Genomic DNA, 13,859 nt, shown 5'->3' with positions numbered 1-13,859 from the left:
TCATGGGCGGAGAGCATCGCGCCCAGGTATGTGCAGGCACGCGGGTGCCGGATGACGCAGTCAGGATGGCGGGACGATGAGACGTGATCAGGCCGGTGGCGAGCGTGTCCCTGTGCGGGACGACGGGCGCCGGGAATTCCTCAAGTGTGCGGCGGGCGTCGCGGGCGTGGCGGCCACCGCGGGGCTGAGCGGGGAGGCGGCCGCCGCGCAGGCGGACCGGACGGTGGGCGCCCCGCGCGACGGCGGGCGGACGCTGCCCGACAAGATCCCCTTCCACGGGCGCCATCAGGCCGGCATCGTGACGCCGCAGCAGCTCTTCGCCGGCTTCGTCGGCTTCGATGTGCTGGCCGAGGACCGCGAGGGTCTGACGAAGCTGTTCCGGAAGCTCACCGAGCGGACCCGGGTGCTGGCGGCCGGTGTGAAGCCCGAGGACGAGCGGGTCGCCTCGGAGCAGCCGACCCCCGACTCGCTCACCATCACGCTCGGCGTGGGGGCTTCGCTCTTCGACGACCGGTTCGGGCTCTCCGGGCACAAGCCCCGGCATCTCAAGGCGATGCCCGCGTTCCCCGACGACCGGCTGGAGCCGGCGCGCTGCCACGGCGATCTGTCGCTGCAGATCTGCGCCCAGCATCCCGACGCCATCGTCCATGTGCTGCGCGATCTGGCGCGGGAGACGGATGGTCTGCTGCGGCCCCGTTGGCGGGCGGACGCCTTTCTCAACCCCTCGCGGCCCTCGGGGTCACCGCGTACGTTCGTCGGCTTCAAGGACGGGATCGTCAATCCGGACACCGACTCGGCCCGGGAGATGGACCGGCTGATGTGGGTGACCCCGCCGTGTGGCGAGCCGGACTGGGCGCTGGGCGGCAGCTATCAGGTGCTGCGTCTGATCCGTTTCCATGTCGAGAAGTGGGACAAGGTTCCGGTGGCGCGCCAGGAGAAGATCTTCGGTCGGCGCAAGGCGAGCGGCGCGCCGCTGGACGGCGAGAACGAGACGGATCCGCCGAACTACCGCAAGGACCCGCACGGCAGAAAGATCCCGCTCGACGCCCACATCCGGCTGGCCAATCCGCGGACCCACAAGACCGACGACTCCCGTTTCCTCAGGCGGAGTTACAACTACGACTCCGGGTTCGACAAGCGTGGGCGGATGGACCTCGGGCTGGTCTTCTGCGCCTACCAGCAGGACCCGGAGCGACAGTTCGCCACCGTGCAGCGGCGCCTTGAGCACGAGCCGCTGGCCGACTTCATCACTCCGATCGGTGGCGGCTACTTCTTCGTGTTGCCCGGGGTGCGGGACTCCGACGACTGGTTCGGGTCCCGGCTGCTGAAGAAGCTCTGAGCGGGCGCGCGCGGCGGGATCGTAGCGCCGCCGCGCGCGCCGTTGTACCGGTGGCGCCCTTGGCTGACGGCCGGCCGGGCGGCGACCTCGCACACGTCCGGGAGCCGCGCCGGGGCCGTCATCCGCAGCGCCTGGGCAAGGGTGCGCCGCTCAAGGGTGTGTACGCCGCGGCGCCGGCCGGCGCGTGAGGCACCGCGGCGTACGGCGTTCCCTCCTCAGCAGATCCGCGGCAGCTGCTCCCCCAGCGGCAGATCGACCACCCGGGTGCCGCCGAGCGGAGTGCGGGCCACCACCATGCCGGGGTGGGTCGCCACGGCCTCACCGATGATCGCCGCGCCGGCACCCAGGGGGTGGGTGCGCATCGCGTCCAGGACGGCGTCGGCGTGCTCACGGGGCACAAAGGCCACGAGCTTGCCCTCGTTGGCGACGTACATCGGGTCCAGGCCGAGGATGGCGCAGGCGTTGGCGACCGTCGGTGGGACGGGGATGGCGCGTTCCTCGATGACGACGCCCGTGCAGGAGGCGGTCGCGATCTCGCACAGCGCCGCGGCCAGACCGCCGCGGGTGGGGTCGCGCAGGACATGCAGGTCGGGGGTGACGGCGAGCATGGTCTCGACGAGTCCGCCGAGCGCCGCGCAGTCGCTCTCGATCTCGACACCGAACTCCAGGCCCTCGCGGACGCTCATGATCGCCACACCATGTACGCCGATGTCGCCGCTGACGATCACCACATCGCCGGGGGCCACGCGCTGCGGGCGCAGATCGACGCCCGGCGGGATCAGTCCGATGCCCGCGGTGTTGATGTAGACGCCGTCGCCGTGGCCCGCCTCGACGACCTTGGTGTCGCCGGTGGCCACCTCGACACCGGCCACCCGCGCGGCCGCGCCCATGGCGTCGGCGACCCCGGCGACGACCGGCATCTCCACGCCCTCCTCCAGGATGAAGCCGCAGGAGAGGTAGGCGGCCCGGGCGCCGCTCATGGCGAGGTCGTTGACGGTGCCGTTGACGGCGAGGTCGCCGATGCAGCCGCCGGGGAAGAACAGCGGCCGGACGACGAAGGAGTCGGTGGAGAAGGCGAGCCGGGCGCCGCCGAGCGAGACCGCGGCGGAGTCGCCGAGCTGGGCGAGGATCTCGCCGCCGAAGGCCGGCACAAAGATCTGCTGGACGAGTTCGGCGGACAGTGCGCCGCCCCCGCCGTGCCCCATGACGACCCGGGGCTGGTCGCGCAGCGGGGCGGGGCAGGTCCAGCCGGAGATGTCGACGGTGGGCAGACCGCGGTCGGCCGGCGAGGGGCCGTTCGCCGTGGACAGGGGGGTGTGGGGGGTGTCAGGCAACGGGGCTCGCCTCCAGCGGGGTGGGCGTGGTGCCGAGTCGGCGGTAGAGGTAGTAGGCGGCGCAGGCTCCCTCGCTGGAGACCATGGTGGCGCCCAGGGGGGTGCGCGGGGTGCAGGTGGTGCCGAACGCCTCGCATTCGTGCGGCTTGATGAGTCCTTGCAGGACCTCGCCGCTGCGGCAGGCGGCGGGTTCGCGGGTGGTGATGCCCTCGACGGAGAAGCGGTGCTCGGCGTCGTAGTCGCGGTAGCGGGCGGACAGCCGCCAGCCGCTGGCGGGGATGGTGCCGATGCCGCGCCATGCACGGTCGGTGACCTCGAAGACGTCCGCGAGCATGGCCTGGGCGGCCGGGTTGCCCTCGGCGCGCACGGCGCGCGGGTAGGCGTTGTCCACGGTGTGTTCGCCGCGCTCCAGCTGGCGGACGGTGCGGCGGATGCCCTCCAGGATGTCCAGCGGTTCGAAGCCGGTGACCACGATCGGTACCCGGAACCGCTCGGCCAGTTCGGGGTACTCCCCCATGCCCATCACGCTGCACACATGGCCGGCGGCCAGGAACGCCTGGACCCGGCAGCTGGGCGACGTCATGATCGCCTCGATGGCCGGCGGCACCCGGACGTGCGAGACCAGCATGCTGAAGTTGCGGATGCCGAGTCTGCTTGCCTGATGGACCGTCATGGCATTGGGCGGGGCGGTGGTTTCGAAGCCGATGCCGAAGAACACCACCTCGCGCCGCGGGTTCTGCTGGGCGATCTTCAGCGCGTCGAGCGGGGAGTAGACGACCCGTACATCGCCGCCCTCGCTGCGTACCCGGAACAGATCGCGGTCGCTGCCGGGGACGCGGAGCATGTCGCCGAAGGAGCAGAAGATCACGTCGGGGCGGGCGGCGATCTCCAGGGCCTTGTCGATGACCTCCAGCGGTGTCACACACACCGGGCAGCCCGGGCCGTGGATCAACTCAACCTTTTCCGGGAGGAGTTGGTCGATGCCGTGCCGGATGATGGTGTGGGTCTGGCCGCCGCAGACCTCCATCAGGGCCCAGGGCCGGGTCACCGTGGCGTGGATGTCGTCCAGCAGCCGCTTGGCCAGCCCGGGGTCCTGGAATTCGTCGATGTACTTCACTGCCGCGCCTCCCGCGCTCCGTCGCCCACGGCGGGTGCCGGCGTGCTGCCCGCCTCCTGCCATTCCTGGGCGGCGGCCGCCTCCCAGGGGTCGCCGAACTCCTCCTGCAGCAGGCCGAGTTCCTCGAACAGGGCGAGGGTCTGCCGGGCCGACTCCTCGTCCAGGCGCTGTAGCGCGAAGCCCACATGGACGATCGCGTACTCACCCACCGCCAGGTCGGGTACGTACTCCAGGCACACCTCCTTGACCACACCGCCGAAGTCGACGGTGGCCATCCGGGTGCCCTCCCGTTCCTCGATGTCCAATACCTTGCCGGGTACCGCCAGGCACATGGGCCTCTCCTCGTCGTGAGTACGTTGCGTCCGCCGCGCCGCGATGGCGTTCAGGGCGTGGCGGCCCCCGCCGAACGTGCCGCCACGACGATCTGGCCGAGCGCCAGTCCCCCGTCGTTGGGCGGGACGCGGCGGTGGCGCAGGACGGTGAAGCCGTCCCGCCGCAGCAGGCGGGCGGTGGCCTCGGCCAGCAGGGTGTTGGCGAAGACACCGCCGGTCAGTGCGACGGTCTCCAGGCCCGTGCGCTCACGGGCCAGCGCGCAGCTGCGCCGTACGACGTCGGCGACCGCGGTGTGGAAGCGGGCCGCGATCAGCGCCGGGGCGGTGCCCGCGCGGACGTCCGCGACGACGGCGGTGAGCAGCGGCGCCGGGTCGGCGATGGTGTCGGCGCCCACAGGGCGCGCCGGGTCCGTCGGTCCGGGGCGCAGTGCGAAGGCGTAGCCGGGGCCGTGGTCCTCGCCCGCGGTCAGCGCCGCGGCTTCGAGTTCGATGGCGGCCTGGGCCTCGTATCCGGCGTGCTGGCACACCCCGGCCAGCGAGGAGACGGCGTCGAAGAGACGGCCCATGCTGGAGGTGGGCACGCAGTTGAGGTGGCGGTCGAGCTGCCGGGCCAGCAGCCGCCGCTCGTCCGGCGGGCAGGCCGCCACCGGTGGCAGGTCCTCGGCCCAGTCGATGCCGGCGGCGCGCAGATGGGCCAGCGCCATCCGGTAGGGGCGCCGGACAGCGGTGTCACCGCCCGGCAGCGGGACGTAGGCAAGCTGCCCGAAGCGGCGGTATCCGTCGTAGTCGGCGAGCAGGATCTCGCCGCCCCACACGGCCCGGTCGTCGCCGTATCCGGTGCCGTCGAAGGCGACGCCGATGACGGGGCGGCGGCCGTCGAGGCCGTGTTCGGCCATGGCGGCGGCGATATGCGCGTGGTGGTGCTGGACCCGTACCAGCGGCCGGCCGTCGGTGTGGCGGGCGGCCCACTGTCCGGAGCGGTAGCCGGGATGCCGGTCGGCGGCGAGGAGCCGGGGGCGTACCCCGGTGACCGTCTCCAGGTGTGCCTCGGCCTCCTCGAAGGCGAGTTGGGTCGCCAGGTCGTCCATGTCGCCGATGTGCGCGGAGAGCCAGGCGCGGTGGCCATCGGCGAGGCAGAGCACGTTCTTGAGGTCGCCGCCGGTCGCGAGCGCGGGCCGAACGGGCACCGGGAGCGGTACCGGGAACGGTGCATAGCCGCGGGAGCGGCGCACGAACAGCGGCTCCCCGTCGCTGATCCGGACCACGGAGTCGTCGCACGGGATCCGGATCGGCCGGTCGTGGGTGAGCCAGGCGTCCGCCAAGCGCGCCAGGCGCCGTACGGCTTCGTCGTCGTCGGTGACGATCGGCTCGCCCGCGAGATTGCCGCTGGTCATGACGAGCAGCCGGGGCCCGGGCGGATCGCCCGGCAGGCCGAGCAGCAGGTGGTGCAGTGGTGTGTACGGGAGCATCACGCCCAGGTCGGGGCTGCCGGGCGCGACCGCGCGGGACGGTGTCGGCGCGCCCGGTGCCGGTACGGGGTCATGGATACGGCGCAGCAGCACGATGGGGCGGACCGGCCCGGTGAGCAGGGCGCGTTCCGCGTCGCGGACCCGCACCAGGTGGGCGATATCGGCGATGTCACGGGCCATCAGGGCGAACGGTTTGTCACCGCGGGCCTTGCGGCGACGCAGCAGGGTGACGGCGTGGTCGTCGGTGGCGTCGCAGACGAGGTGGTAGCCGCCGAGCCCCTTGACGGCCACGATCGCGCCGGTCGCGAGCAGCCGGCGGGTGTCGGCGACCGGGTCGGGGCCGGGCGCCTGGCGTGGTGCGCGGGTGCGGTCGTCGGGGTCCGCGGTCAGCAGGCGCAGCCGGGGGCCGCAGTCGTGGCAGGCGATCGGCTGGGCGTGGAAGCGCCGGTCGGCCGGGTCCGCGTACTCCCGTGCGCACCGGGGGCACATCGGAAAGCGGTCCATGGTCGTCAGTGCACGGTCGTAAGGGAGTGCGGTGACGATGGTGAACCGCGGCCCGCAGTGGGTGCAGGTCAGGAACGGGTGCCGATGGCGGCGGTCGGCCGGGTCGGTCAGCTCGGCGAGGCAGGCGTCGCAGGTGGCGGCGTCCGGGGCGACCAGGGTGCGGGAGGGGCCCTGGGTGTGGGAGGGGAGGATGGTGAATCCGGCACCGCCGAGGGGGGCGATGTCCTCCCCGTCGACGGTCTCGACCACGGCCAGCGGTGGCGCCTCGCCGAGGATCCGTGCACCGAAGCGGGCGAGTGCGGCGGGAGCGCCCTCGACCTCGGCGACCACGCCCTCGCCGGTGTTCGTCACATGGCCCGTCAGGCCCATTTCCGTGGCGAGGGTATGGACGAACGGGCGGAAGCCGACGCCCTGGACCACGCCGCGGACGGTGATCCGGTGGCGCGCGGTGGCCGTCGAAAGGGCTGTCGCGGGGGCTGCGGCGGGAGCTGCCGCGGGGGCCCGGTCTACCTGACTGGTCGTCATGAGCGGCTCGACGCCACGGTGTCGGGGTCGGCCGTGTGGGAGTGGCTGCCCTGCTTCCGCGAGGCGTGGGTGTGCGTGTGGGTGTGGGTGTGGGTGTGGCCCTCGTCGTGCGAGTGGCTCTCGTCGTGGGTGTGGCCCTCGTCGTGCGAACGGCTCTCGTCGTGCGGCTGATCGTCACCGGCGTCATGGACGTGATGGGACTTACGGGTCATGACGGGGATGTGCACGGGCGCCCCGTCGCGCGCCGCCAGCGCCCGGTCCAGCAGGGCGCCGTCCCCTTCGCCGGCGCGCGCCGAGGTGAGTACGACCTCGACGCCGGGGTTGATCCGTTCGACATTGGCGCGGAACTCCGCCTCGTCGAAGGAGACGGCATCGGCGATATCGGTCTTGGTGACCACGACCAGATGGGCAAGCCCGAAGGCGGTGGGGTACTTCAGCGGCTTGTCCTCGCCCTCGGTCACCGACGCCAGCACAATGCGCAGCGTCTCCCCCAGGTCGTAGGAGGCCGGGCAGACCAGATTGCCGACGTTCTCGATGAACAGCAGCCGGGTGTCGGCGGGGAGCCAGCCGTTGAGGTGCCCGCCCAGCATCTCGGCCTCAAGGTGGCACAGCCCGTCGGTGAGCACCTGTTTGACGGGCACTCCGGAGCGGGCGAGGCGTACGGCATCGTTCTCGGTGGCCAGGTCGGCGGTGAGCGCCGCGACGGGGATGTCTCGGCTGCGGGCGAGGGTCAGCTCGCGCTCCAGCAGGGCGGTCTTGCCGCTGCCGGGGCTGGAGAGCAGATTGACGACCGCGGTGCCCCGGGCCGCAAGGTCCTCGCGCAGGGTGTGGGCGCAGGCGTCGTTCTTGGCGAGGACTGCCTGTTGCAGGTCGACGACACGGCACATGGTTCAGCGCTCCTGATGAATCGGTGCGTGTACCGGGACGTCGTGCCAGCACACACTGACGATCTGCAGTTCGCGGCCGGACAGCAGCTCGGCCGTCGCCCCGCCGCAGCCCGGGCAGCTGAGCTGCGGTGGCATGCCCACCGGCCAGGTGTCCGCGCAGGCGCCGCAGCGGGCGCGTGCGGACACCCGTTCCGTCACGAGTTCCGCGCCCTCCAACACCGTGCCGGCACAGGCGAGTTCGAAGGAGAAGGCCAGCGCGTCGGGGACCACTCCGGCCAGTTCGCCGACCTGCAGCCGGACGCCGCTGACCGTGGTGGCCCCGGCGGGCCGGGCCGCGCTCTCGACCTGGTCCACGATCGCGAGCGCGATGGACATCTCGTGCATCGGTCCCTCTCTGGTGCGGGGACGACCGGGTGCGGCCAGGGCCTGTCCGACGGGTCTTCGCAGGACAGGCCCGAGGCACTTCATTAGACGGCGCGGCCGGAGGGTGGCCGGGGTGCCTCGCCGGGGCGGCGCGGTGGCGTACACCGTTCGGTGCAGCGCCGCCCGGTCACATCGCCCGCATGCGCATATAGCGCTTGAGGTCGGGGAGCAGGCTCTTCAGGGCGACGGCGAGGGCGGCGGCGATCGCACCGCCCAGGGCGAGCTTCAGCATGGTGTCGGGTCCTCTCACTGGGGTGTCGCCGGCGCCGCGGCCGGCATGGGCTCGTCCGCGCCGACCAGCTGCAGGATCAGCCGTACGGCCTCGTCGACCGCGGCGTCGACCGGTTCGCTGAGCCCGATGCCTTCGGTGACATCGGCGGGTTCGCAGCCGACGACCAGGACGCGCTCGGGGCGCCGGCCGCCGGTGCCCGCGCTGAGCGTGTCGAGCAGCGCCAGCACGGCGTCCGGGGTCATGTGGTGGGCATCGAGCGCGGTGGCCCCCGGGCGGGCGGCGGCCGGGGTGGTGGCATCGAGGAGGTGGACGGTGCCCGGTTCGCTGCCGCGCGCGGCGGCGTCCACGAGGAGCACCGTGTGGTAGCCGTCGAGCATCTGGTAGGCCAGATGGACGCCCCGTACCCCGGTGTCGACGACCTCGACCCCGTCCGGGAGGGGGTGTTCGCCGAGCCGGCGGACGGCCTCGACGCCGAAGCCGTCGTCGCCGAGGAAGATGTTGCCGACGCCGGCGATCAGCGTCTTCGCGGCCGGCTCGGCGACGGGTGCATCGGTGCTCACGCGTCCTCCAGGGGGGCGATCTCGTCGGGTTGGAAGTACAGGAACCGGCCCTGCTCCCGCCGGATGTCGACGCCCGGGTCGCCCTCCACCGTCACCGCGAGGTGCACCCCGCCGTCGACGTCGTGCAGTACCGCCTCGACGTGCGCGGCGCGGCCCTGGAGGAAGAGGTCCTGGGCGTCGGTGCGGCGCAGGCCCGGCTTCAGCAGCACGCGGCTGCCGGCGCCGATCGACCGGCCGTCGACGGTGATCCGGTCGCGTACGGGGTCGACGCTGCGGTCGCTCTCGGGGTCCCACCAGGGGGTGCCCGGGCGGTGGCCGGGCACATCGGGAGCCAGGTCGTCGGGCGCGGCCGGTCCGGGTCCGGTGACCTCGCGCAGCGCCCGTACGGCGCCGTGCAGCCGCTCCAGCACCTCGGGCGGCATGGTGTCGGCGAGCTCGATGACCTCGGCGGCGCGCGGGTCGGTGCCGCGGGCCTCGCGCTTCTCCTGGTCGGTGAGGGCCGCGGTGCGCAGGGCGAGGATCTCGTCGATCTCCAGCGCGTCGTAGAGCGCGCCGGGGCTCTCGGGGGCGATGGCCGGGTGGTCCTCCAGGATGATCGGGGCGGACAGCATCACATCGGCGCGGCCGGACTCACCGGCCAGCACGGGCCAGGCGTGCTCGTTGCGGCAGGCGGCGACGGCGCCCCGGGCCCATTCCGGCGGATCGGTCATGGACAGGAACGAGCCCGCGCTCAGGCCGAGCAGGAGATGGGCTCCGACCAGCGAGTGCGGCAGCGCGGCGGTCCGGTCGTCATCGGCGCCGTCCGGCTTCCAGGTGCTGGTGTTCTCGACGGTCGCGGTCAGCCGCAGCGCCGCGTACGGGCCGTCGAGTTCGTCGGTGGTCAGCCGCACCTGGCCGGTGAGTTCCGCGCTGCGGCGCACCAGCCGGCCGGCCAGCCGGCCGTCGGCATCGTGCACCGGCTCGGTCTCCTCCCGTGCGGGCCGGGTGAAGGGGATGGCCAGGCCCGCCCCGGCCAGCTTGGAGACATCGGCGTCGAGCGTGATGCGCTCCTCGGTGCCCTCGTCCCAGGGGACCAGCACCCGGTCGGGCAGTTCGAGTGCCTCGACGGTCTCGAACCCGCCGTCGGGGCACAGGCGTTGGACCGTACGCCGCTGTGCGCGCAGAAACCGCAGTTCGGCCGAGAGCCGGGCGCCGGCCTTGGGCTCCATGAGGCATTCGGTGCGCTGGAAGGAGTGCTCCGCGCTGTCGGCACCCCAGTGGGGCGGTACGAGGACGCCGAACTGCCAGCGGAGCCTGTTCTTGGCGGCGGATGCCCGGTACGGGTAGAGCACATAGCCCTCGAACAGCACGGCGTCCGCCACCTGGCGGGCGGTGGCGAAGCGGTCCGCCGTCTCGTCGGGCAGCACCCCGGCCGTCATGGCGCGGTCCTCTCGGTGACGGGGCGGGCGGCGCCGCCGGGGAAGAGCCGGGCGCGTGGTGCGGGCGGTTCGCCGCCGTCGGCGGTGGCCAGCAGCGCCTCGATGGTCGCCTGCCAGGAGGTCAGGGCGCGCCGGGAGCGGTAGGCGAGCAGCGCGTCGAGGGTGTCGCTCGGCAGCCGGATCCAGCCGCAGCCGGGGAAGTGCGCCTCGGTCATCTCCTGCCAGACGGCCACCGGCATACGTACGGACGCTTCCTTGTTCCAGGGCACCGGTTGGACCTGGAAGCCGCCGGCGCCGGCGAACACCGTGCCGGAGAACAGCAGCAGCAGCGGGACCTCGCCGTCGCGCAGCGCATGGAAGTAGCGGCCGGCCGCGACGTCCATGTCGTAGGTGCAGGGGACGGGGAGGTCCACCTCGGTCTCGCCGGTGAAGCCGGGGACGACGAGGGAGACCTGGGCGAACTGGAGGGGGTGCAGGGTGCTGCCCCAGCGCGAGCGCGCGCCGAAGAGGTCGGCGAGCGCCTCGGCCTCGTCGGGACGGTAGCCGCGCCGGGCCGGTTCGATCCGGATCTGGCAGCGCAGTGCGATGGCGTGCACCCGGGCGGCCTGGTCAGCGGCGGTGATACGGAGGCGGAAGAGGAGGGTGGGGGCGGCGGCATAGCGGTCGGCGCGTACGCCGGTGCAGACGAAGGACAGCTCGGTCACGGCCGGTCGTCCTTCCTCGGCTCACGGGCCCGGTGGGCGACCTTGGTGAAGAAGTCGGCGAGCGCGGCGCGTGCCTCGGCCCCGCCGTCGAAGCCCTGCCACAACAGGCGCATCCGGCCGACGAGTTCGTAGCAGGCGTCGACGGGCACCAGGTAGCAGTCGATCCGGCCTTCGGACCGGCGCAGCAGCAGCGCCTCGACATCAGGCCGGAGCAGCGCGGCCAGCGGGCTGGCGGCCAGGACGGTCTGCCAGGTCTCCGGGTCGAGTTCGCTCTCGGTGGCGCCGGCCGGGCTGGGGTAGAGCGCGACCAGCCGGTCCAGATCGGAGTGGCGCAGGAAGAAGACGACGCCGACGGGGATCTGGAGGAGGTCCCAGGAGGCCTCGTCGACGGTGTGGCCGGGGTCGACGAGGTAGCGGTCGGGGACCGTACGGAACTGTCCCTTGCCCGCGCCGGGTCGGTCGAAGAGCAGCGCGCAGGGGGTACAGGCGCAGGCCAGCGCGCGGCGTTCGGCGTCGACCAGGTGGCGGTGGTTGTGCTCGGCGAGCACCACGCCGCACAGTTCGCAGCGTTCGGGGGCGGCGGGCGTCGGCGCGCGGAAGCGGCGCAGGCCGCGGTGGGCGGCCGGCGGCCCGAGGCGCGGCGGCGCCGTCTGCCGGCCGCTCACGAGGCGGTGGCGGCAGTCGGCGGTCGGCTGGCGATCTGCAGCAGAGCCGGCTCGGGCTTGCCCGCCGCCGCCTCCCACTGCACCGAGGTCACCTCGGGCGCGAAGCAGCCGATCGCGGCCTCGACGGCTTCTTGGGCGGCCTGGGTGGTGCTCGGACAGCCGCAGCCGCCGGCCTCGGCCGACCGCAGCCGTAGCGTGCCGGTGTCCGCGTCGAAGTCGGCCACCTCGGCGGCGTGCCGGCTGCGGACGCTGTCCAGGGCGCGGCCGATGCGTGCCGTGGTGTTCTCGGGGTGCAGATCGTGCAGCACGAGCAGGCTGCTCACCAGCTCGTCGCGCAGCAGCGCCGTCTGCGGGCCGCCGTCGCCGGAGCCGTGCTCCAGCAGCTGCATGATCCGGGCGAGTCCCGCGCCGTAGAAGTCCATCAGGACGCGGACGAGCTCCTCGGCGGCGGCGCTCACCTCACGGTCGTCGCGCTGCGCGAGGCGGTCCAGGACGTCTTCGACGCGGCGGCCGGTGGCCTCGGCGCTCATCCGCCCAGTCCGCTCAGCCCGGTGGGCACATGCATCTTCTGTACGGACTTGCCGTTGCCGACGTACATGTGGACGCCGCAGGGCAGACACGGGTCGAAGCTGCGCACCGTGCGCATGATGTCGATGCCCTTGAAGTTGTCCGGGGAGTTCTCCTCGAAGATCGGGGTGTTCTGGACGGCGTCCTCGTACGGGCCCGGGGTGCCGTAGGTGTCACGGGTGGAGGCGTTCCACGGCGTCGGCGGATACGGGTGGTAGTTGGCGATCTTGCCGTCCCGGATGACCATGTGGTGCGACAGGACGCCGCGCACCGCCTCGGTGAAGCCGCAGCCGATGGACTCGTCGGGGACCTCGAACTTCTCCCAGGTCTGGGTGCGTCCGGCGCGGACCTCTTCCAGGCCCTGTTCCGCGAAGTGCAGCGCCATGGCGGCCGCGTACGCCTGGAAGTAGGTGCGGGCGCGGTTGCGCTCCAGCGCATTGCTCCACTTCGGGATCTTCCATTCGAAGCGGGTCTCGGGCTTGGTCATGCTGCGCGGCAGGTCGATGACCACGCTCTGGCCGGTGGCCTTGACGTAGGGGGTGTCGACGAGCCCGGACAGCGCGGTGGACCACAGGCGGGCGATCGGGCCGCCGCCGGTGTCCAGTGCCAGGTGTTCCTTGCCGTCGAACCAGCGCGGCGACATCACCCAGCTGTACTTGTCGGCGAAGTCCCGCTTCTGCGGGGCGGGGATGGTGTGCTGGTTCCACGGGTGGCGCGGGTCGACGGGGTTGCCCAGCGGGTCGTGGGTGACGAACTGCTCCTGGCCTTGCCAGTCCTGGTAGTAGGAGCTGCCGAGGAGGATGCGGATGCCGAGGTTGATCTCGGTGAGGTCGTTGGTGACCAGTTTGCCGTCGACGATGATGCCGGGGGTGACGAACATCTTCCGCCCCCAGTCCGTCATGTTGCGGTACGTGAAGTCGCAGTGCTCCGGGTCGTTGAGCGCGCCCCAGCAGCCCAGCAGGACGCGCCGCCGGCCGACTTCCTCGTATCCGGGCAGCGCCTCGTAGAAGAAGTCGAACAGGTCGTCGTGGAGCGGGACGACGCGCTTCATGAACTCGACGTAGCGCATCAGCCGGCTGAGGTAGTCGGTGAAGAGCTGGACGCTGGCGACGGTGCCGACGCCGCCCGGGTAGAGCGTGGAGGGGTGCACATGGCGGCCCTCCATGAGGCAGAACATCTCCCGGGTGTAGCGGCTGACCTGGAGAGCCTCGCGGTAGAACTCGCCCTCGATGGGGTTGAGGGCGGTCATGATGTCGGCGATGGTGCGGTAGCCGTGGTCGCCCGCGTGGGGGGCTTCGGTGCGCTGGGCGAGCTCCCAGACGCCGGGGTTGGTCTCGCGGACCATCTTTTCGCAGTAGTCGACCCCGACCAGGTTCTCCTGGAAGATGTTGTGGTCGAACATGTACTCGGCGGACTCGCCGAGGTTGATGATCCACTCCCCCAGGTGCGGGGGCTTCACGCCGTACGCCATGTTCTGCGTGTACACCGAGCAGGTGGCGTGGTTGTCGCCGCAGATGCCGCAGATCCGGCTGGTGATGAAGTGCGCGTCGCGCGGGTCCTTACCGCGCATGAAGACGCTGTAGCCGCGGAAGACGGACGAGGTGCTGTAGCACTCCGCCACCCGCTTCTGCTTGAAGTCGATCTTTGTATGGATTCCGAGGCTGCCCACGATCCGGGTGATCGGATCCCAGGACATCTCCGTCAGACCGCTGCCGTCACCGGCCGCCTTCGTCTTCGGTGCCATCGTGTGTGCCGTGCCCTTCTTTGCGCGCGGAGGTGGGGG

The 13,859-nt window shown here is 72.2% G+C and carries 15 protein-coding genes; 2 read left to right on the top strand and 13 right to left on the bottom strand.

Annotation, left to right across the window (positions count from 1 at the left end):
• The first annotated feature begins 76 nt into the window (after window positions 1-76).
• Complete coding sequence (efeB, locus tag KI385_RS40080) at window positions 77-1,339, top strand: iron uptake transporter deferrochelatase/peroxidase subunit (RefSeq protein ID WP_238576914.1); 1,263 nt, start codon at window positions 77-79, stop codon at window positions 1,337-1,339.
• Window positions 1,340-1,398: 59 nt separating this feature from the next.
• On the top strand, window positions 1,399-1,527 hold the full coding sequence (locus KI385_RS44065; protein ID WP_281066952.1) for a hypothetical protein: 129 nt from the start codon (window positions 1,399-1,401) through the stop codon (window positions 1,525-1,527).
• A gap of 27 nt (window positions 1,528-1,554) precedes the next feature.
• On the opposite strand, the gene hypE is transcribed toward KI385_RS44065, so the two are convergent.
• The 13 genes from hypE to KI385_RS40020 form a co-directional block, all read right to left on the bottom strand.
• Window positions 1,555-2,649: a hydrogenase expression/formation protein HypE gene (gene hypE, locus KI385_RS40075; protein WP_425357117.1), complete on the bottom strand. Its 1,095-nt coding sequence runs from the start codon at window positions 2,647-2,649 to the stop codon at window positions 1,555-1,557.
• 16 nt (window positions 2,650-2,665) lie between these two features.
• Window positions 2,666-3,790, bottom strand: coding sequence for a hydrogenase formation protein HypD (gene hypD / locus KI385_RS40070; protein ID WP_238576913.1), 1,125 nt, complete (start codon window positions 3,788-3,790; stop codon window positions 2,666-2,668).
• Entirely contained in the window at window positions 3,787-4,122 is a 336-nt protein-coding gene (locus KI385_RS40065) for a HypC/HybG/HupF family hydrogenase formation chaperone (protein WP_238576912.1), read from the bottom strand. Before KI385_RS40065 ends, hypD begins: the two co-directional genes overlap by 4 nt.
• Before the next feature lie 50 nt (window positions 4,123-4,172).
• A complete protein-coding gene (hypF, locus tag KI385_RS40060) occupies window positions 4,173-6,620 on the bottom strand; it encodes a carbamoyltransferase HypF (protein ID WP_238576911.1) in 2,448 nt (815 codons plus the stop codon).
• Window positions 6,617-7,507, bottom strand: a complete 891-nt coding sequence (gene hypB / locus KI385_RS40055; protein ID WP_238576910.1) for a hydrogenase nickel incorporation protein HypB — start codon at window positions 7,505-7,507, stop codon at window positions 6,617-6,619. The genes hypF and hypB overlap by 4 nt, the downstream gene beginning before the upstream one ends.
• Window positions 7,508-7,510: 3 nt before the next feature.
• A complete protein-coding gene (locus KI385_RS40050; RefSeq protein WP_238576909.1) occupies window positions 7,511-7,891 on the bottom strand; it encodes a hydrogenase maturation nickel metallochaperone HypA/HybF in 381 nt (126 codons plus the stop codon).
• Between the two features lie 166 nt (window positions 7,892-8,057).
• A complete protein-coding gene (locus tag KI385_RS44755) occupies window positions 8,058-8,162 on the bottom strand; it encodes a DUF6893 family small protein (protein WP_425357030.1) in 105 nt (34 codons plus the stop codon).
• 14 nt (window positions 8,163-8,176) lie between these two features.
• Window positions 8,177-8,722 carry a hydrogenase maturation protease gene (locus tag KI385_RS40045; RefSeq protein WP_238576908.1) on the bottom strand — a complete coding sequence of 182 codons (546 nt, stop codon included), beginning with the start codon at window positions 8,720-8,722 and terminating at the stop codon, window positions 8,177-8,179.
• The gene (locus KI385_RS40040) at window positions 8,719-10,140 is read right to left on the bottom strand and encodes a hypothetical protein (protein WP_238576907.1); all 1,422 of its coding nucleotides are present in this window, start codon (window positions 10,138-10,140) and stop codon (window positions 8,719-8,721) included. The genes KI385_RS40045 and KI385_RS40040 overlap by 4 nt, the downstream gene beginning before the upstream one ends.
• Window positions 10,137-10,844: a DUF6084 family protein gene (locus tag KI385_RS40035; RefSeq protein ID WP_238576906.1), complete on the bottom strand. Its 708-nt coding sequence runs from the start codon at window positions 10,842-10,844 to the stop codon at window positions 10,137-10,139. Before KI385_RS40035 ends, KI385_RS40040 begins: the two co-directional genes overlap by 4 nt.
• On the bottom strand, window positions 10,841-11,509 hold the full coding sequence (locus KI385_RS40030) for a DUF5947 family protein (protein WP_425357029.1): 669 nt from the start codon (window positions 11,507-11,509) through the stop codon (window positions 10,841-10,843). The genes KI385_RS40035 and KI385_RS40030 overlap by 4 nt, the downstream gene beginning before the upstream one ends.
• Complete coding sequence (locus KI385_RS40025) at window positions 11,506-12,039, bottom strand: hypothetical protein (protein WP_238576905.1); 534 nt, start codon at window positions 12,037-12,039, stop codon at window positions 11,506-11,508. Before KI385_RS40025 ends, KI385_RS40030 begins: the two co-directional genes overlap by 4 nt.
• A complete protein-coding gene (locus tag KI385_RS40020; RefSeq protein ID WP_238576904.1) occupies window positions 12,036-13,820 on the bottom strand; it encodes a nickel-dependent hydrogenase large subunit in 1,785 nt (594 codons plus the stop codon). The genes KI385_RS40025 and KI385_RS40020 overlap by 4 nt, the downstream gene beginning before the upstream one ends.
• Between the last annotated feature and the right edge of the window lie 39 nt (window positions 13,821-13,859).

This window comes from Streptomyces inhibens, from assembly GCF_022221585.1.
Classification (GTDB): Bacteria; Actinomycetota; Actinomycetes; order Streptomycetales; family Streptomycetaceae; genus Streptomyces; species Streptomyces inhibens.
The sequence above is the reverse complement of the archived record's forward strand: the minus strand, read 5'-3'. Positions and strand labels throughout refer to the sequence as shown.

What these genes read in the sequence shown, in the direction of transcription:
- KI385_RS40040 (WP_238576907.1), bottom strand. Translation starts at nt 10,140, where the DNA reads ATGACGGCCGGGGTGCTGCCCGACGAGACGGCGGACCGCTTCGCCACC.
- hypF (WP_238576911.1), bottom strand. Translation starts at nt 6,620, where the DNA reads ATGACGACCAGTCAGGTAGACCGGGCCCCCGCGGCAGCTCCCGCCGCA.
- efeB (WP_238576914.1), top strand. Translation starts at nt 77, where the DNA reads ATGAGACGTGATCAGGCCGGTGGCGAGCGTGTCCCTGTGCGGGACGAC.
- hypB (WP_238576910.1), bottom strand. Translation starts at nt 7,507, where the DNA reads ATGTGCCGTGTCGTCGACCTGCAACAGGCAGTCCTCGCCAAGAACGAC.
- KI385_RS44755 (WP_425357030.1), bottom strand. Translation starts at nt 8,162, where the DNA reads ATGCTGAAGCTCGCCCTGGGCGGTGCGATCGCCGCCGCCCTCGCCGTC.
- KI385_RS40065 (WP_238576912.1), bottom strand. Translation starts at nt 4,122, where the DNA reads ATGTGCCTGGCGGTACCCGGCAAGGTATTGGACATCGAGGAACGGGAG.
- KI385_RS40025 (WP_238576905.1), bottom strand. Translation starts at nt 12,039, where the DNA reads ATGAGCGCCGAGGCCACCGGCCGCCGCGTCGAAGACGTCCTGGACCGC.
- KI385_RS40020 (WP_238576904.1), bottom strand. Translation starts at nt 13,820, where the DNA reads ATGGCACCGAAGACGAAGGCGGCCGGTGACGGCAGCGGTCTGACGGAG.
- KI385_RS40050 (WP_238576909.1), bottom strand. Translation starts at nt 7,891, where the DNA reads ATGCACGAGATGTCCATCGCGCTCGCGATCGTGGACCAGGTCGAGAGC.